At 63.0% G+C, this 18675-nt stretch carries 17 protein-coding genes; 1 reads left to right on the forward strand and 16 read right to left on the reverse strand.

What is annotated here, in order from left to right:
* Positions 1-85 precede the first annotated feature (85 nt).
* From ACFY1U_RS46125 to ACFY1U_RS46165, 9 genes are all read right to left on the reverse strand, one after another.
* Positions 86-916, reverse strand: coding sequence for a hypothetical protein (locus ACFY1U_RS46125; RefSeq protein ID WP_390700075.1), 831 nt, complete (start codon positions 914-916; stop codon positions 86-88).
* A 1-nt stretch (position 917) separates the two neighbouring features.
* On the reverse strand, positions 918-4784 hold the full coding sequence (locus tag ACFY1U_RS46130) for a DUF6531 domain-containing protein (protein ID WP_390700076.1): 3867 nt from the start codon (positions 4782-4784) through the stop codon (positions 918-920).
* On the reverse strand, positions 4781-5515 hold the full coding sequence (locus tag ACFY1U_RS46135; protein ID WP_390700077.1) for a WXG100 family type VII secretion target: 735 nt from the start codon (positions 5513-5515) through the stop codon (positions 4781-4783). The genes ACFY1U_RS46130 and ACFY1U_RS46135 overlap by 4 nt, the downstream gene beginning before the upstream one ends.
* A gap of 1064 nt (positions 5516-6579) precedes the next feature.
* Positions 6580-7284 carry a hypothetical protein gene (locus ACFY1U_RS46140; RefSeq protein ID WP_390700078.1) on the reverse strand — a complete coding sequence of 235 codons (705 nt, stop codon included), beginning with the start codon at positions 7282-7284 and terminating at the stop codon, positions 6580-6582.
* A gap of 163 nt (positions 7285-7447) precedes the next feature.
* A complete protein-coding gene (locus tag ACFY1U_RS46145) occupies positions 7448-8140 on the reverse strand; it encodes a hypothetical protein (protein ID WP_390700079.1) in 693 nt (230 codons plus the stop codon).
* Positions 8137-9162 carry a WXG100 family type VII secretion target gene (locus tag ACFY1U_RS46150; protein WP_390700080.1) on the reverse strand — a complete coding sequence of 342 codons (1026 nt, stop codon included), beginning with the start codon at positions 9160-9162 and terminating at the stop codon, positions 8137-8139. The genes ACFY1U_RS46145 and ACFY1U_RS46150 overlap by 4 nt, the downstream gene beginning before the upstream one ends.
* The gene (locus ACFY1U_RS46155; protein WP_390700081.1) at positions 9159-9473 is read right to left on the reverse strand and encodes a hypothetical protein; all 315 of its coding nucleotides are present in this window, start codon (positions 9471-9473) and stop codon (positions 9159-9161) included. The genes ACFY1U_RS46150 and ACFY1U_RS46155 overlap by 4 nt, the downstream gene beginning before the upstream one ends.
* 242 nt (positions 9474-9715) lie before the next feature.
* On the reverse strand, positions 9716-9925 hold the full coding sequence (locus tag ACFY1U_RS46160; RefSeq protein ID WP_390700082.1) for a DUF397 domain-containing protein: 210 nt from the start codon (positions 9923-9925) through the stop codon (positions 9716-9718).
* A gap of 8 nt (positions 9926-9933) precedes the next feature.
* The gene (locus ACFY1U_RS46165) at positions 9934-10785 is read right to left on the reverse strand and encodes a helix-turn-helix domain-containing protein (protein ID WP_390700083.1); all 852 of its coding nucleotides are present in this window, start codon (positions 10783-10785) and stop codon (positions 9934-9936) included.
* A gap of 239 nt (positions 10786-11024) precedes the next feature.
* Here ACFY1U_RS46165 and ACFY1U_RS46170 point away from each other — a divergent pair, with 239 nt between their 5' ends.
* A complete protein-coding gene (locus tag ACFY1U_RS46170; protein ID WP_390700084.1) occupies positions 11025-11441 on the forward strand; it encodes an ATP-binding protein in 417 nt (138 codons plus the stop codon).
* Positions 11442-11499: 58 nt separating this feature from the next.
* On the opposite strand, the gene ACFY1U_RS46175 is transcribed toward ACFY1U_RS46170, so the two are convergent.
* The 7 genes from ACFY1U_RS46175 to mycP (ACFY1U_RS46205) form a co-directional block, all read right to left on the reverse strand.
* Complete coding sequence (locus ACFY1U_RS46175; protein WP_390700085.1) at positions 11500-12051, reverse strand: hypothetical protein; 552 nt, start codon at positions 12049-12051, stop codon at positions 11500-11502.
* Between the two features lie 222 nt (positions 12052-12273).
* Positions 12274-12915: a hypothetical protein gene (locus tag ACFY1U_RS46180; RefSeq protein ID WP_390700086.1), complete on the reverse strand. Its 642-nt coding sequence runs from the start codon at positions 12913-12915 to the stop codon at positions 12274-12276.
* Between the two features lie 29 nt (positions 12916-12944).
* A complete protein-coding gene (locus ACFY1U_RS46185) occupies positions 12945-13568 on the reverse strand; it encodes a hypothetical protein (protein ID WP_390700087.1) in 624 nt (207 codons plus the stop codon).
* Positions 13569-13683: 115 nt separating this feature from the next.
* Positions 13684-14964, reverse strand: coding sequence for a putative T7SS-secreted protein (locus ACFY1U_RS46190; protein WP_390700088.1), 1281 nt, complete (start codon positions 14962-14964; stop codon positions 13684-13686).
* Positions 14964-15290, reverse strand: a complete 327-nt coding sequence (locus ACFY1U_RS46195) for a hypothetical protein (RefSeq protein ID WP_390700089.1) — start codon at positions 15288-15290, stop codon at positions 14964-14966. The genes ACFY1U_RS46190 and ACFY1U_RS46195 overlap by 1 nt, the downstream gene beginning before the upstream one ends.
* Before the next feature lie 150 nt (positions 15291-15440).
* Entirely contained in the window at positions 15441-16775 is a 1335-nt protein-coding gene (mycP, locus tag ACFY1U_RS46200; protein ID WP_390700168.1) for a type VII secretion-associated serine protease mycosin, read from the reverse strand.
* A gap of 507 nt (positions 16776-17282) precedes the next feature.
* Positions 17283-18626, reverse strand: a complete 1344-nt coding sequence (gene mycP / locus ACFY1U_RS46205; RefSeq protein ID WP_390700090.1) for a type VII secretion-associated serine protease mycosin — start codon at positions 18624-18626, stop codon at positions 17283-17285.
* Positions 18627-18675 lie beyond the last annotated feature (49 nt).

An 18675-nucleotide genomic window follows, 5' to 3' on the forward strand; every position in this document is an offset into this window, starting at 1 on the left:
TGCAGGCGCAGCTGTTCGTCGCGGAGACGGTGGCTGAAGGCATCGGGGTCGTTCTCCTGCCCGGACGGTCCGCCGGCCTCCGTCCTCAGGAAAGAAGATGGGGAGCGATCGCACGCGCCTGCGACTGCCTGCTTTTGGTCTCAGCCGACTGGAACTCGAGGAAATATCCGAAACTGTCAGTGTCAACAGGGATTCCGAGCCGTTCTCCGAGTTCCCGAGCCTGGCCTTCGGTGATTTCCTGCGGAGGCGCATCCGTCCGAGGCTGCCTGCCACCAAGAAATCCGGGGACCAGAGTTCGGCTCAATTCGTCGGGGATCTCGTGGAGACGCCGGAGGTTCTTGGTGTGACGATGGAATGCGAGGAGAACCCACCCGTCGTCGAGTGGTTGTTCGAGGCGTTCTGGCGCGTAACGCCTCTCGAGCTCTTGCTTCCTGCGCATGGCGGCACGGAACGCCTCGATATCTGGAGGCGGTGGGGGCGGTGTCTTGATCCTCTCACGGTCCACCACCAGCCATACGTCGTACTCTTCTGTGGTCACGCCGCACATGACGCTGCCATCAAGAGCCATGGTGACAAATTCCGCGTGCCCAGGCGGCGCGTTGTGCCCCACCAAGTGCTCCGCCATATGTGTTTTACCGTGGATGCGCACTGGTATCCACGGGCCCTCCATTGAGGTGGTGATCAGGAAGCGGCCCTCCGCGTCCACAACATGGTGCTCACGGGCGAGCTGGAGCCACGTCGTGTCGACACGTGAACTCAGTTCCGGTCCCACGAGGGGAACCTTCGCAGCCGGGTCCGTGCCTCCGATGGTGATGCCCACTGCGCGCCGCGGCGCGGGCAGGGAATCGGCTGTGGACTCGTCAAGGATTTCCAAACCGCAGCGGCGAAGAAGTTCAGTGGAAGCTGGCTCGCTCATATCAGGGGCAGACCTCTCCGCCTTTGTAGAACAGGTGGTGGTCACCACCAGGCTTGTTGACTTTTCCGTACCGCTCGAAGTTTTCGTCGGACGGATACTTACTGGCCCAGCCGAAGTTCACCCCTGTACGATCTGAGCCATGCTTTGGCTCCCCTACATGAAAATGGGAGCCAGCCGGATCGTGAGTGTGCTCGACAACCACCCGCGAGCCCTGCGGTGTCTCGAACTGGCGCATATTGCCCCAGTGCGTGGGTTCTGGGTCATAGACATAGAAATCCTGCCCCTTTCGCCTGACGTCGTCCCCGATTTCCCACTCAAAGTCCGGCACTCTATCGTAGTTCACTCCCGCCATGTCGAACGCTGCTCGCTCCGCGCTCGCGCGATCCGGGAACGGGTTTCCCTTTTCGCCCAGCGGGAGCTCGGCCAGGCCGAGGGGGTCGATTCCGTGAAGGGGATTGGTGACGTAGGCGACAGGGTTCGGAGCGGGAGTGAGACCCAAGGGGTCTGGAGTGAGGTAGCGGGCGCTGACGGGGTCGTAGTGCCGAAAGTAGTTGTGGTGAAGGCCTGTTTCGGGGTCGTAGTACTGACCGGGGAATCGCAGCGGGGTGTACGCCGTCGCGTCACGGTTCCAGGCGGTGCCGCCCCACAAAGTGGACCGAGAGCGCCAAGCGATGGTCCCCTGTTCGTCGACCAGTTCGGTGGGAGTCCCGACGATGTCGGTGACGACTGCGAAGAAACGAGCGTCGATCTCCTCCTGAGGAGCGTCAATGCTGTGGATCCGTTCCCGCTGAGTGAGCGGTGCAGTGCCGTAATGGTCCCATGTGAGGCTCACCGCACGGTCATTGCCGGTGAAGCGGGTCGTCTGCTCGCACAGTGTGGTGCCGTCCCAGGTGAAGTCCACCTGTTCAACGACCGTGCTGCCGTCCGCCGCCAACCGCTGTTTGGCGCTGCGCCGACCAAGCGGGTCGTAGTGGTAGCGCCAGCGAGTTCCATCAGGCGTCGTGACGGACGTGAGGCGATCCTCGGCGTCCCACTCGTAACGCCACGTGTCGGGCTTGGAGGACAGGCGAGCCTTCTGGCGGAGGCTTACGCGCCCTGCAGCGTCGTATTCATAGCGAACGCCGCCGGCGGAGTGGATGCGCGTACCGGTGTAGGTACGCGGCCCGGCCGCCTCCTGGTCAGGCATCGATGCAGGCCAGGATGCTTCTGTCTGGTTGCCTGCCTGATCGTAGGCGTAGGTCTCCGTCCACCCGGCCGAGCGCACACTCGTGATTCGACCTGCTGGGTCAAGGTCGTACTGACGGGAGCCGTTGAGGCGGTCGTCGATGGCGATCACATGGCCGTCTGCGCGGTAGGTGTAGGCACGATGTTGCAGACGTCGGGAGTCCGGGCCGGTCAGATCCTGACTCAGCAGCAGGCCGTGGGGATCGTAGGTGTGGGTCAGGATGAGGCTGTCCCCGATGCGTCGCGTCAGCTCCTGACCTGCCGCATCGCGGTCAAACTTGATAATGCGACCAGAACCACTCAGCTCTGTGCGACGACCCGCGTCATCGTACTGCCAGGTGCTGGTAGCACCAGTCGGGGTGGTACGGCTGACGCGTCGCCCCAGCACGTCGTAGGTGTATCGCTGTGTGCGGCCGTTCACCGTCTCGGCGAGCAGACGCCCCACTGCGTCCCGCTCCAACGTCAGGACAGCATCGGGGGTCCTCGCCTCGATCAGGCCACCGGTCGCGTCGTAGGCATAGGTGGTGACGAAGCCGGCTGCGTCTCGTGCCACGGTACGGCCCAGTAGGTCGCGTTCGAAGCTGATCACTGCCCCGGAAGGCGTGGTGCGAGAGACCAGTTGCCCGGCAGCGTCATAGGTGTAGCTGACGACCCGGTCGTCGAAGTCCGTCTCCTCGACCAAGTGTCCTGCCGGGTCGTACTGGTAAGTCCAGGTCAGGCCCTGGGGGTTGACCACCTTTCGCAGCCGCAGCTCCGCGTCGTACTCGAACTCGTACCGCGCGCCTTCCGGCGAGATGCTCGCAGACTGCAGGTTGAAGTGCGTGTACTCGAACCCGGAGACGGCGCCCATCGCGTCCGTGTGGGTCAGGCAGTTGCCGTCGCCATCAAATGTCCAGGACTCGGCAGCGCCGTCCGGACCGATGCGACGAGCAAGCTTGCCTTCCATGGTCCACTCGAGTCGCACCGTCGCGCCCAGCGGGTCGGTGACTGCTGTCTGGCGGCCAAATGCGTCACGTTCGCAGAGGGTGGCCGCACCCTGCGGATCAATGGTTTCCACCGGCAGCCCGGCTTCGTCGCAGCGTACGCGTGTCGTTGCGCCGAGAGGATCGATGACTGCAGTCAGACAGCCTCGGTCGTCGTAGACAAAGCGCGTCGTCGCACCGGCGGCATTGGTGACAGATATCCGATTGCCGAAGTCGTCGAACTCCTGAACAGCGTGAGAACCGTCATCACGCTGTACGGACACAAGGAGCCCGAGTTCGTTGTAGCGCATGGCCGTCCATGAGCCATCGGGGCGCCGCACGGCGAGCATGTTGCCCTGATCGTCCCAGGTGTACTCCGTGGTCCGGCCCAGTGGATCCGTGCGAGCCAGCACTTGGCCATGGGCATTGACGGTCTGCCGGGTCGTACGACCGAGTGGGTCGGTCTCCGCAATGATCTGGCCACGTTCATTGAGCTGGTAGAGCGTGACGTGACCCAGCGCATCCGTCCAGCGAGTGGTGCGATTCTCGGAGTCGTAGACGAACGTGCCGGAGAGATACCCATCGGGACCGATGGTCTGTATGACCCGTCCGGAATGATCATGGACGTACCGGTAGCTGGAACCATTGCGATTGGTCCAGGAGGTGATCCGCCTCTCGGCGTCGTAGTCGAAGCGCAGCGGTTGCCCCGAGGAATTGACAACCTCCGTGAGATCTCCCGAGGCTCGGTCGTATCCGTAGGCCATGACCTGCACGGTGTCGTCGGCGTCGGGGCCGGTGCGCAGGGACAGCCCGGTGACGCGGCCCAGGTCGCCGTCTGCGGTGAGGCGGACGTCGTAGCCGCCGCTGTGGGTGATCGACAACGGCAGGCCGGTGCCGTCGCGATGGATGTCGATCTGGTTGCCGTTGCGGTCCTCGATCGTGGTCAGCCACAGTTGCCAGCCCTCGCCGCCCGGGCGCGCGAAGTACTTCGTCCAGCCGGTGCGCGGGTCGGTGGTGGCGAACTCCATGTGCGCCGCGCCGACCTCACTGGTGCGGCGCAGCGGTATCCGAGGGCCTTCCAGCGGCAGCACCTCGGGCTGCTGCGGGGTGGGCAACTGGTCGTAGACCAGCAGGGTGCCGTCTTCACGGGCCCAGACGGCCTTGTTGCGGATGTCCACCTCGATCCGCTCGTCCACGGTCGAGGCCCAGGACGGGCCGAACCAGGTGCCGAAGGTGTAGTCCGACAGATGCGTGCGCTTGAGCACGAGGGGCAGCACGCCGGGCAGCGTGAGGTCGGTCTGTTCCAACAGCATCTGGCCGCTGGCGACGTCGATCGGGTCTTCCTTGCACGCACGGTTCTTCGGTTCCACGCTGTGGTGGCGAGGGTCGTCGAGCGCCTTGTTCAACAGATCCGGCTTACTGCCGGCCGAGCCGCCATTGCCACCCGGGCCTTTCGATGGGAACCCAGGCCCCGTCCCTTCCCCGTCTTTGCCACCCTTGAGGATCTTCTCCAGTTCGGTGGCGTTCTTGGCGTCGTTCTCGACGTGGTTGTCGGCGACCTTCCTCAGCCGTTTCCCTGTGTCGTGGTAGAGATCCTTGACGGCCTTGCCGGCGTCCTCGCCGATGGTCTTGCCGAGCTTCTGCGCCCCGTTCTCGAGGGCTTTGACGATTCGGTTGGTCACTCGAAGCTCACCGTCGCCAGCTTCGTCCGGAACGCCTCGGCGTGGGAGGCGACCTTTTCGGCGTGGCCGTTCATCAGCTCCGCGTGAGCGTGCACTGCCTCCGGATGGATGGAGAAGCCCTCACCGACCGAGCCGGCCCCGCCACTGGCGGAAACCCCCAACGCGAATTCGGCCGACTGGAACACCAGGCCGGTCACGGCCCGCCCGACCACCTCTACCAGCGGGTCGACGGCAGCCTCGATGACCTGCCCGATGATGTACTGCTCCAACTGCTGCTCAAGGAAGTCCATCAGCTCCTCTGCCGCCTTCACTATCAGCACCTCCGCGGCCTCGGCGATCCCGAGCGTTGCCACGGCCGCCGCCTGGTCCGCGATGAACGACGCAGCCAGCGCGGCGAGTTCGGCGATCGCCTCGACCTTCATCCCCACGATCACGTCTGCCGCCACATCCAGCGAAGTCGCCACCACATGGCAGGCCTCGATCAGCTCACTCATATGGCCGTTCGAAAGCCGCGCCCACTTCGCCAGCAGCGCCTCGTACGAAGCCCCCTGATAGGAATCACCCAACCGTTTGATCGTGGCCGTGGACTCCTGGTGCGTATTGTCCAGATTCTCCGCGAATTCCCTCACATGCGACGCGAATTCACGGACCTTGTCCTCGTTGACGTTCGGCCAGTTCACCCCGATGAACTGAAGGAACGACACGACCTCGCCAGGCAGCTCGATCGCCACAACGCCCCCAACACGAGACAGCACACACCCGTTCACCATCGAACCTAGATCCGGGCAGGCAATGAGAGAGCAAAGGGTTCGTCCCGGCGCCGTGACGACTTTCAAGACCGGACAGCCGTGGTCTGTCCGGTGGCACGAGGCGCTTGATCAGCTGGCGCATCACGGCGGTCTCCGCTGCGCCGATGAGCGCTGGCAGACCGCCCGTGACGACCGTCCACGAGGAGCCGGACGACCTCGGGCACATTCATCCAATGCGAACACGCGACCAGGGGCGGAAACCGCCGGCTCCGACATGCGATACCGACGGACGAGCGGGTAACCGGGACACACCCGCTATCTGCCTCCCGTAAGCACTGACCCTTTCTTCGTGCCAGGCACACCGCACTTCGTCGACTCCCCCTTGCGCAGGAGGGCGGAGGACGTTTCCACCTCCCGGCAGGAGGCATCCGAGCAAATCTCGCCGAAGGTCGGTACACCGACGGCCGATTCGACCGCGGGCTGCAGGCCCTCTTCGACTCCGGCCCTCAGCGGTAGCGGAGTACATGTAGAGAGCGCACCCCCGTATTGTCCGGTGAGGCAGGGGCATCACGGGCGGCGTCGATCAGCACAAGGCCCCGGGGCGTGTGGGCAGCAACGACGAGCCAGCCGACGGACTCGCGGCCCCGGCGATCTCCGCGACGGACCCAGACCACCGCGCGAGCTCCCTCGGGCGAGGTGGCGAGTTCGGCAAGGACCGTTGCCCATTCCGTGTGATCCGTGACGGAGACCACGGGACCCAGTCAGCCCATCGTCTCCGACTGTCGAACCGCACGGCCCACGCCATGTCGTGCTCGACCGAGAGTTCCGGTTGCATCACGATGGTCGGCGGACCGTCTCCGTAAATTTCCTGCAGGTGGACACGGGCCACCTCGACGGCTTGGTCTCTCGTCATTCTCAGGACTCGATCGCTCTTCCACAGGACTTGATGCTTCAAGGGAACTACAAACAGGCCAGATAACGAGCTTCGCCGACGTTCTTCTCAAGGTCACCCGCGATGCTCAGCCGCCCATGCGTCCCACCCCCGCTCAGTCCATCGGACGCGACAGCAACTCGGCGAAACGCGTACCCGCGATGGCGTCTGGGGCCGCGGTGACTGACGACCCGTCACGAAAGACCAGGGCGACGTGCGGCTCCGCTTTGCCCTTCGCGCTGCGTTCGGTGGGGACGACCCGCACGGACACGATCTCACCGGGGGCGTACTGGAGCAGCGGATACAGCGGATCACGACTGTTGTACGCATAGCCAAGGAGCAGAAACCTGCGGTCTGTCGCCGCTACGACGAAGCCGCTGCTGTAACCGTCCAGTTGCTGCACCGCGCGGGTCAACAGGATCAACCGGGCGGCCGTGGTCGACCAGTCGATGCGCCGTTCGACAGCCAGGTGGTCGATGACCTTGCCAGGCACGTACCACAGGGCATCCGAGAGCGCGTCCGTGAGGACCTCGCCAGCCGCCTCGAATGGATGCGCGGCCACGTACGCCCAGCCCGCGACACGGGCGAGCCCCGACGCCCCGGCCTGCTCTGCCGGCTCGACTCCGGGCGGCGGCAGGCGGGGGATGAGCCGGTCCGGAGGCGTGGGGGCGGCGACCAGGTGGGCCTGGGCGGTGCCGACGAGGGTTTCGCCGGGTGCGAGGAACGCCGAGACGCGGGCTGCGTGCTCGGCGAGACGCTGCGCACGCAGCCGTTCGATGTCGTCAGTCGTCACGCCCAGCAGCCTGCGGATCATGCCCATGACCCGAGCCTATCCGTCGAGGCCGCCGCCGAAGTGCAGGGCCGGCCCGTGCTCCCACCGCCGTTGGCCCACCTGACACGTGCTGCTGTTTAGCGTGCGGCACACGTTGTCGCCGGCCGGAGGATGCCCCCAGAGCGCGCCATGGTTCTGCTGGCGCGTCAGGTCAGGGTCGCGGAGATGGAGCGATCCCCTGACGCAGTGCCTCCAGAGCTCGGGCATCCTTCTCGTACAGATCGAGCGCAACCAGGGAGCCGTCGGCGAAATGGAGGTCTACGCGGCTCGAGAGCCAATTGTGCCGGACTGCGACGCTGCGGAGCTGTCCCGGCAGGAGCTCGCCCAGACACCGGGCCTCCTTCCTGCCCACCTGCTCTCCGGGCGGGACCTTGCCGAACAGGGGCACCTTCTTGTTCCTGATGGATACCGTGCACATCAACAGGATCCTGCGGTCAGTGAAGACCATCAGCACCTGGTTGTTGTCGTAGAGGCTGCGCGAGGGGTCGGGTCCGGTGCGCACAGCGATCACGAACTGGCCGGCCACGCTCTGCCATCCGCCCTTGAGACCGGCCCCGCGCACGATACGGCGGATCCTGCGGATGATGCCGAAGTCGAACATGTCGAAGGCGTCCGCGACCGAGGCGACAGCTTCGATGGCGCCGTCCACCGCGCCCGTCGACTGCCCTGTCCGCAACTTGCGGGGCAGTGAGGGGCGGATCACAGTGCTCAGCGTCACCTCGACGATCCCGAGCAGTCGCTCGTGCGGCTGCAGCCATGGCGCGATCAATGGCACATGGGAGCCGCCGCCGAACAAGTCCGGTTCGAAGATGGGCTGTGTCGGGCCGTACTGGCCAGCGCTCATCCGAAGTCCTCCTCGATCCGTGTCTTCGGCACGCGGTACGGGGTCTCGTTCTTGCGGCCATCGAGCTGACCAGCCACGGCATCAATGGCGGGGTCCTTGCTCAGCCCGCCCGTGACCGGGCTCATCGGACCGTCTGCGCCGATCACCGCCCCGACGCCGCCTGCGATGACGCCCTTCTCGGCGCCGATTACGGCCTTGACACCCTTGACGGCAGCGAACTCCCCGAGGTTCTCCATCGACGGGGATCTGAGCAGGTTGTTGGTGACCTTCATCCTGTTGCCGATGGCGCTGATCTTCCGCACGGCCTTGGCCGCCTCCAGGCCGCCCTTGAGGCTCTTCTTGATCTCGCTGTAGGACTTCTCGGCCTGCTTGATCTTGCGGACTGCCTTCATCAGCTCGTTCAGCTTCGACTCGAGGGTGGCGGAAACCTTTCCCACCCGTTCGATGAACAAGGTGATCTCGGCACCCTCCACGAGGGCGTCGGCAACGGTCGCAAGGCCGAGGGTCAGGATGTCGACCGCCACCATCGCGGCGAGCGAGGCGAGCAGCGCTTCGATCGCCTCCCGGATGATCTCGATGATCATGTTCTCGGCGAGCTGGCAGGCCGCGGCCGCCTGGCTGATGATCTGCGCGATCTCGTCCATGTCCTTGGCGGTGCCGTCGATCGCCTCGACCACCTGGCCCATGTGCCGGCCGAACGCGTTCGACGCGGCGCCCTCCCACTGCCCGGCGAGTGTGCCGCCGCCTTCACGCAGAGCGTTGCTGACCTCCCGCATCGCCTTCGCCTGGGTCTGCCACTCGTGAGCGGCCGCAGTGAGTCCGGCGAGGTTACCTGTGACTTCCTCCAGCATGCCCATCAGCCCGCTGGAGTCGAGCGCCCACTTGACGGCGCTGTCCAGACCCGAGTCCAGGCCGTCCGCGACGGGATTGTTGATCTCGGGCAGTGGGATCAACGGCTCGTTGACGAAGTCCCGCGTCCACTTGTACGCGTCGCCAACCTGCTGGAAAGAGCCGCCGCTCACTGTCCGCCTCCGAACGAAGCGTCGATGTGATGGTCCTGGCTCTCGTAGTTCGTCGCCGAGTTCTGAAGACCCTCACCGGTGTGGCGGAGGATCTCGAGCAGGTCGGCGAAATTGTGCCGCTCGGCCTCCACATGCTCGTGGTACGCCTCGTACAGGTTGTGCGCGTTCGGCAGCTTGCCGAAGTCGTCCGACGAGATCTGCACCGCCGCCAGCTTCGGCCAGATCCGCGCGATCTGCTCGATCTGGTCCTGGATGACCTTGTCGTACGACTTCAGCGCGTCCGGATGGACCCGAAATCCTGCATCTCCCACAGCTTCCCCCTGATCACGGAACCGGCACGTCATCGTACTGGCGACCACTGAAGCACCGTCGGTGTCGGGGTCCTGTGCCGTCTACCAAATTCACACAAGGCGGCAAACAAGCGGCTCACCGCCTCGCGGGCGGCCATCAAACACGCCTTCGTGCACCTGAAAGTATTGGCGGATCTCTACCAAGCTCCACCTGTCGGACCGCCAGGCAACCACGATCCTTCTCAAGGCCAGCCATCAACTCACTATGCTCCTTTGACGTCACGACCGGCGTCGGCCTTGAGGTTGCTGATGAACACTGTGAAGGTGCTGGCCGGGAAGAAGAGCGTGCCCCGGGCCGAGGCTTTCGAGTCGCGTATCGCAACTCGGGTGTGGAGGTTCGCTATCTCTACGCAGTTGTTGCCGTCGCCGCCGCCTGAGTAGGACGACTTCCGCCAGTTGTCGTGGGTTGCCATCGTGTGCCTCACAACTCTTTCGCCAGCTTGTGGATGAAGTCGCGCGACCGAACGGGGTCGAGTGACGACACCTCCACCTTACGAAAAAGCATTCGGAAGGCCTTGAGTTGGGCCGCTGAGTCGATGAACGCTGCACCGTGGGGCGCGTCACGTACGGCAGTGTCCAGCTGGGGAACACTGCCGCCCGCGTACATCATGGTGCTCCATGCCCCGGCGAAGCCATCCAGGTCAAACGGGATGACTCGCACGGTGATGCGGTCCGCCTCGGACAGTTCGAGGATGCGTGCGAGTTGAGTCCGTGTCGCGACGCGGTCGCCGACCCTGATGCGCAGTGCCGCTTCATGGATCACCGCTTCGTACGGCGCTGGGTCCGACTTCTCGATGATCACCTTGCGGGCCATCCGGTGGCGAACCCTTCGCTCGAGGTCGTCATCGGGCAGTTCGGGGACTCCGTACGAGAAGATGGCGCGAGCGTAGTCCTCCGTCTGGAATAGGCCGGGGACCTGCAGGAATTCCACGTCGAGCCGATACGTGCAGTGGTGTTCCAACTCGGCGAGATCCAGGAAAACGTTGGGGAGGAGGCCTCTGTACTCCTCCCACCAGCCTCGAGTTCGGTCGGTCGCCATGGCCACCAAAGCATCGATCAACTCGGCGTCGGCACAGGAGTAGTTGACCGCAAGCCGACGGACCGTGGCCTCACTCACGCCTCCAACACCGGATTCGATCTGGCTGAGCCGGGCCGCGTCGGTCCCGAGCAACGCCGCGGCCTCGCGCCCTGTGAGTCTTGCAGCCTCGCGCAGCTTCAGCAGTTCGGCGCCCAGTCGCGCCTGCCGCGCGGTGGGCTGTTTCCTTCGCCCCATGGCTTCCTCCTCGCCCCCAACTGACCTGGAGGCAGTGCCTCGTTCGGGGGCCAGATTACGGCAACGGCTTGCAATGTTCCAACATTGGCACCTACCGTCGGTGTTGCCACGCACACGCTGCGGAAACCCCGGGGTCCCGGAAGCGCACTGCTCCGTCCTGCCATGACGGCTGCGGCAATACCACCGCCCGCCCTCCCGCAGAAACTGCCAACTCCCCATCTCCCGACAGGAGTTCCGCTATGCCCGAAACCGAACCCTGGGAGTACTCCCTATACATCCCGAACGACCCACGCGCCGTCACCATCTGCCGCCGCACCGTCCGCCTGATCCTCACGATGCACGGCCTCATCCGCCACGTAGACACCGCCGAACATCTCGCCTCGGAGCTGACCGCCAACGCCGTACTCCACGCCAAAGGACCGGCCGCCCTGCGTCTACGGTGGCGCAACGGCGTGCTGCGCATCGGCGCCTGGGACGCCGACCCCGAGCCGCCCGAACCCCCGTCGAACCTGACCGACTTGGTCGACGCGGAGCAAGGCCGCGGCCTCGCACTGGTCCGCGCCTGCGCCGACGTATGGGGCTGGCAGCCGCTGACCAGAAACGGCAACCGAGGAAAATACGTATGGTGCGAGGTCGCTGCCGCGCAAGTCGCGTAGCCAGACCGGCAGGACACAACCACCCGGCCCGGGCAGACGATCAACGCGGCCGGCCTTCCTATTGGGTCGGCTCCGCGAGCATGGCGATCCAGCTCAGGATGCCCACGGGGATCGCGACCACGACGACATAGACCATCCAGTCGGCCACCCGCTGGCGCCGCGAGCGCTCCCGGGTATGGGATTCGCGGCGCCGGGACGCTCCGCGTGGCTTGATCGCTTGGTACGCGAGGCACCCAAGGATGGCCACGCAGACCGAGACCTGCCAGAGCTCGCCCACGACGCCCCAGAACCCAACCCGCTGAATCGTGTCCGGCTCCGCTCCCTGCCGTGCGTCGAACTTGGTGCCGTCCGGGTAGTTATGCCCGGTGTCTTTGAGGTGCACGTAGACGGCGTCGGCGGCAGTGCCACCGTCCGGCGTGAAGTACCCGTAGCAGTCGTAGTTGGAGTGCCTACGGGTGTGGCTGGTGTTGACGCAGTCGTCCACCTTGTACGTGCCTGGGGTGCCATAGGCGCCTGCGGACAGGGCGAGGTCGGCGGTCGCGCTGACGCACCAGAACACGGTCACCAGGGCGAGGACGGCACCGCACACCCAGCCAAATACTTGCTTCACCAGAACCCCACGATCTTCGTCCCCATGCCAAAATTAGCCAGCCTTGGGGGACCCAGAGGCCCCCAGGCAGCCCGTCGGCTGGCTTCACTCAGCACGGGAGATCTCGTCTCATGCGCGAGCAGGTCGGCAAATGCTCAGTTGCGAGTTCGCAGACGCGGAGGCTAACTCGTGAGATCACTCACAGAAAACTAAATCATTGCCAATCTTCACGATTCCTTAATGTCAGCCCCGCAGCAGCATCGGCTTCCGCCAATTCCGCTTATGGATACCTGCCTGCTCCGCTCGAGCAATACGCTCAGCATCAGCCTGATCCCGTTGGGGTGCCAGCTTATCCCAATCCGCAGGATTCAAGAACAGCATCGCGTTGCTGCCTGGTACGACCATTACCCCACCAAAAACAAGGTCCCCTGCAACCCATACACCGTTCTCAGTTCCTTCCGGCCAACGGCGACGTCCTGCAGCATTGATGGCCTTCATCAACGGAGCACCATGCCCACCCCTCGTCGAGATCTTGACCTCAAAAACGTTGCCGTACTCGGTCCAACGCGAGCCCTTCTTGACTGCGCGCGTGTAGTACTGAAGAGGGTAATGACGCAGCACCTTCCGGCATTGGATCAAACGGACTCCAGCCCAAAGGCGGTAAACCGAAAGAATAAATACGAATACCGCTACGATGAGAGGTAGTGTCAGGAAAAATGAGGCAGAAGCTCCCGTCCTGTTCAGCGCCATTGGCGCGACGATCAGGACCACTACAATGGCCATACGCGAAGCAAGAAGTTTTGCCAGGGTGATGTAATTGTCCTTCATGGCCTGCTCGACGTCCACCGATGCTGGAACGTCCACTCCTGGAGGGTTCTCTGCCATCTCTACTCCGTTCGTTTACCGGTGTCTAACTAGCCGAAGTCACTCTCGATCGCAGCGGCCGCCCCAGATCCCTGCCTGTTGCTGTTATCTGCGGCTTCCGTGAGCAATGGGTCGGTGAACGAGAGAGTGTGCGCGACACCAAGCAGCACATCTCGATAGGAATCAGCGAGATCCACGGCGGATGTCACCAACTGCAGCACAACGATGTCGCGTGCGCCAGGACCGGTCACCGCAACAGTTCCCTGCCACACCGTCCCTTCTGGAGCCGTGTCACTGCCCTCAGGGGGCGCGCCTGGTGCGGGTGCGCGGCGAATCTTCTCCGCGAGGAATCCGGCTCCACAGGGCAAATTCAGTGGACGCATCCCCTCGTCCGGTCGGTCGGCAGCAGAACCTGCCAAACTCGCGACTACGAGCTTGGCATTGCCTCCCATCGCAGGGAAGGCCGAGACTGTGATAACTGAAGACATGAATCCACCCGATTCATCTGGATGGAGTCCGAGTGCACACCCCAGAACATTCTGAGCGTTCAGCAGGCCCACAATGCCGGTATAGAACCGCACGACGCGTTCCGCGTGGCCCCGCAGCTCGTCCGGCAGGCTGAGCACCTGCTTGACAAGTTCCAGAACTCTTTCAAAGGGTGGGTTGAGGTCCAACCTGAGATACCCATGCGGGAGCCCGTACCATAGGAGGGGCTTCGATTGAGTTTCTAGCCCGGCGACATCATCATTCACTGTGCAATCTGCCCTTCAGAAGCTCGTGCTGTTTTCTCTACGCCCATCCCACGAGCTCTGCGATATCGCGCATCGTGGCAGCAGCCGTCGTGCTGTTAACGGCATTGTCTGTCGCGTCGCCCCCAGAAACCATTCCCATACTCTCGGCAGAGGACACCAAATTCGCCGCAACATTCAGACCGCCAGCCGTGATGGAGCCCATCAACTTGGCCGACCCACCAGCACTCTCCCGTGCAGCACTCCACGCATCGGCGGTTCCCTCCGTGGCGTCCTTCGAGAAGGCAGGAACAATCTCTTTGACAAAAGCACCTGCTTTTTCGCTGCGCGACACGGCTACACCCATCCTGCCTGCCATGCTGACCCCGTCGGCCACTTCCCGTCCTGCCGCCGCTAGGGCTGTTCCTCCCGGGATCATCCCCACGGCGTCACCGGCAACAGAGGCCCAGGCCGAGAACATGTCCATACCGCTTCCGCCGCCGAACAGATCGCTTCTGAACTTCGCATCTGACAGGTTTTTGGACATGGACGCTGCACTCGCCACAAGCGCGATACCGGCGAACAGCGGTGTGAGCGGCGTGGGGAAGAGCGCCAGCAGTCCAGCGATTGCACCGATGGTTCCGGCGTGTTCCAGCAGAAAGTCGCCAGTGGCCTTGATGCCGTCCCAAATGGCATCTACGGCTTTGCTCAGCCAGCCAGGTTCCTTCGGTGCCAGCTTGTCCGTGGCATCGTCGAGTGACTTAGCGACCGCCTCGGCGTTGTCTGTGTGCGTGTGCTCCAGCGCCTCCGCCTTGGCGATGATGTCGTTGTACTCGCCATTAGCGTTGTTCAGCGCGATGGTCGCTTCATTGAGGCTGCGCTCAGCCGCCCGCAACCGCGCAGTCGCTGCGTCAGCTTCCTCCTGCGTGGGGAACTGTTGGCCGGCCAGCCTCAGGTCCGGATGCTTCTCGGCCTGCGCATGACGTTCCTTGGCCGACACAACTGCAGACTTTTTCTCGGCCGCGGCAGCGTCGTACTTCTGTGCCAAATCGCGGTTGGACGTCAGATCGCCGTCCCATATCCCCAGTTGGGCCGCAGCCTTCTCCAATGAGCGAGCTGCATTCTTGATGTACGTCGGCAACTCACCGTCGATGGCATCCCGGAACGCCTTCGCTGCATCGCCCTGCCAATAGCTACTTTCACCGATCAGTTTGTCGAGCTGCGTGTGGCAGCTGCGCAGTGCGGTGGCGGCCGAAGCTACCTTCTGTCTCAGGGCGTTGACCTCACTCGGGATGCCCGGCACGGGATTCCAACCGAGGTGGGGGTACGGGTTCGCCGCCATTACTTTGCGCCCTTCTGCCCCGAGGTTCCCTGTGCTTCAATGTTCTTGAAGGCCTTTTCCAGGGCCTCTTCGACTTCCTCGTACGCCTTCTTGTTGGACTTCACGCCCTCGCTGACGGCCTCGACCATCTTCTTGGTCTGCTCCGATCCGTACTTCCAGCGCTCCTGGAAACCGTCACAGGCTTCGTCGAGACGCTGAGTCCCGATCTGGTCAGCGCGGACGTGAGCCAAAGCTGCCCGGGCCTCGTCCAGATCCCTGATGCACCCCTCAAGGGTCTTGAGGAACTGCCCCAGCTGATCTGTATCCGTCTTGAAGTAGTCCCCCATCAAATGGCTCCTTGAGCGATGTGTAGGTGCAAGAGCGAGGTCACGAGAGCAGACGATTTGCAGTGCATTCAGCGTTCAGGTCGGGGAGAGAGGAAGCCGGCTGCGCTGCCGCGATCCATAATCATCACCTCACCCGAAGCAAATGAAGAGCTACTGGCCCTGATACGGGGGCTGTTGGGTGTAAGGATTGGGGTGCTGCGGAGGCTGAGCAGGAGGAGTGGGGTACCCGTAGCCCTGGTTGGGGGGTGTCGCGGGATACTGGTGTTGACCGGCGGGAGGCATCACTTGCTGGGGCGGATAGCCCATGTTCTGCGGGTAAGTCCCGCCGGGAAGGCCGCCATTCATCGATTTACGACGACTGCGAGTTACGACGACGACGGTAACCGCGGCGATGACAGCCACGAAGCCGATAATGCCGACGAGAAGGACAATTGCACCCATTGAGGAAGATCCGTTCTGGTTCTCCGGTTGGTTCGCTGCGCTGTCGTTGCCCCCGGGCACCTCTCCAGCCAGTTGAATGTGCCCGAGCGGATTCCCTCTAGCACCCTTGGGGATACTCATTGTGAGAGCTTTGTAGGGGCGTACGATGCCGTAGCCATATTCTTCATCCGGAGCCTTCAAGCCCTTGTGATGAAGGAACGAAGCCGACTTGATCAAACGATTAATGACCTGGCCGGCGGTGAGGTTGGGGTATTTGGCGCGTACCAGAGCAGCGGTGGCGGATACATAAGCAGTTGCGTCTGAGGTTCCGTCAGACACGCCGTATTTCGGCGATCGATTACTGTTCGCGGAGACAATGTCAGCGCCGGGAGCCATGAGGGTCAACCCCTTCCCGCTATTGGAACCATCCCAGCGGTTCGCGTTCTTATCGACGGCACCGACGGCTACAACACCGGGCAGTGCTGCGGGTTCGGATACAGCAGTAGACCCATCGTTTCCCGCAGCTGCAACGACCACGACATCGTGCGCTTGCGCGTATGCAATCGCTTGACGGCCATCGAGCAGCGTCTTGCCGCCATCGTTGCCAAACGAGAGATTGACGACTTTTGCGCCGTGGTCAACGGCATATCTAACGGCAGCGCCCCATGTCTCGTCCAGATTTCTGTCGGCTCTCGTTTGAAGGGTGCGCAGCGGCAGAATCTTCGCCTTCGGGGCCAGTCCCTTCACGCCGGACTCGCTTCCCGCACCGTGGCCGTGCCCAGCGATAAGGCTCGCCATTCCAGTGCCATGACCCACGATGTCCTCGTGGGCGTTCCCTCCGCCGGTGAAGTCCTTACCCTTGAGCACCTGTCCGGTCAGATCAGGGTGATTGGCATCCACGCCGCTGTCTACAACAGCCACGGTGACACCCTCACCCTGAGACTCAGCCCATATATCTTTCACTGAGAAAACGTTCAGGGCCCACTGTTGGTCTCTGACATAGTCTGCCGAGGCAGTGGGGGCCGAGCTGAGGAGAAAGGCTCCAGTCAATGCAGCGATCGCCACAGAGGACCAGATCCGCTTGATTCCCAACTGCTCTCTCCAGATAAGTTACGATCCGTCATTGGGTTGGCATGTATCAGCAAATGGCTACCACGCGAATCATGCCGTACGGATTTCCTCGCTGAAATAGGCTCTGCCGTGTGTGTCTGCTCCACAGAAACGCCTCCTGCCTGGCACGTCGGACGTCAACAGCGCAGGCCAGGCAATCACCACTGAGCAGGTCCGCAACACCAGCGGGTCGAGAGATCACTGGTAGCGGGGAGCATGTGGCCCGGGCGGCCGATCCTTTCTCACGGAACCGGAGAACGGCCGCCGCCCTCTTGAGGCCGTTGCCTCAGCGCGATCACCGCAGATGAGTGCGCAGCAGCGGGCGGTCAAAACAGCTGGTCCCTTAGATCAGAGGGACTGACGAACAGTCACAGCACGAGTTCAGACGTGTCTGGTCGTCAACGCCACAGCAGATATCGCGGGCTGATTCTGGGAGCACACTTACTGCCCTTGGTGTGGGGGCTATTGGGCGTACGGGTTGGGGTGCTGCGGGGACTGGCCTGGAGGCGTGGGGTAGCCCTGGTTGGGAGGGGTGTTGGGGTACGGCTGGTAGCCCGTCGGGGGCTGGGGCGGGTAGCCCGTGCCCTGAGGGGGCATTCCGCCGCCGGGTCCGGGACCGCCATTGCCGCGGTTGCGGCGGCTACGGATTACCGCGAAGAGAATTCCGATGACGACTACTGCGGCAGCGATGCCTGCAATGAGGAGGACGCTACCCGAAGACGAATCCTTCTTCTTGGCCTGCGTCGCGTTGCCGTTGCTCTCGGAAGCGTTGCCGGAATTCGTCGACTTAGATGGCGCGGCCTGGACTAGCGGACCTTGCTCGGGACCCTTGGGAATGTTCCGTGTCAGCGCGGCATACGGTCGAATGATGCCGTATCCGTATTGCTCGTCAGGCACCTTCTTGACGTCATGGTTGAGAAACGTCGCCGATTTGATCAGGCGATTGATAACTTGGCCTGCAGTGAGGTTAGGGTATTTAGAGCGGATCAGGGCCGCTGTAGCGGAGACGTATGCGGCAGCATCCGATGTGCCCGTCCCCTGTGAATAACCACTGGATTGACTAGGGTCTGCTTCCAAAATCTTGACGCCGGGGGCTGTCAACGACACGCCTGCGCCAGTATTAGAGCCATCCCAGAGGTTTAGAGATTCATCAACTGCGCCGACAGCAACCACACCCGGAAGCTTAGAGGGGTACGATAGCTCTGGCTGTCCTTCATTTCCCGTTGCCGCCACCACAACAACGTTATGTTGCTGCGCATACTTGATGGCTTCGGCACCCTGAGAACCCGGCGTAGCAAGAGAGTCACCAAATGACAGATTGATCACGCCTGCACCTTGATCAACTGCATATCGGACACCTTCCGCCCACTGGGCGTCATCAAATTTGTCACTTTTGGCAGCTTTGATGGGAAGGATTTTCGCCCTCGGCGCCAACCCGATCACGCCTGAGGAACTATTCGCCCCGTGTCCGTGACCAGCGATAAGACTCGCCATTCCAGTGCCATGACCGTCAGTGTCATTTTGGGCATCTCCACCGCTTTGGGTGACGTCCTTACCCTTCAACACCTGCCCAGCCAGATCGGGATGACTACCGTCTACTCCAGTATCGACGACGGCCACCGTGACGCCTTGCCCCTGCGATTCTGACCAGACTTTCTTGAAGTTCATGACATCAATGACCCACTGCTTGTCGCGGATGTAATCCGCTGAGGCAATGGGAGCTGAAGTGAGGAGCAAGGCCCCTGTCAACGCCACGACTCCCGTCGTGGACCAGACTCGCTTGAAACCCAATTCCTTGCTCCTCACTTAGCTAAGGCTGGGACGCCAGCCTTTATATATGGGCAAACGAAGACTT

The sequence above is a fragment of the Streptomyces sp. NPDC001351 genome (genome assembly GCF_042896045.1).
Lineage (GTDB): Bacteria > Actinomycetota > Actinomycetes > Streptomycetales > Streptomycetaceae > Streptomyces.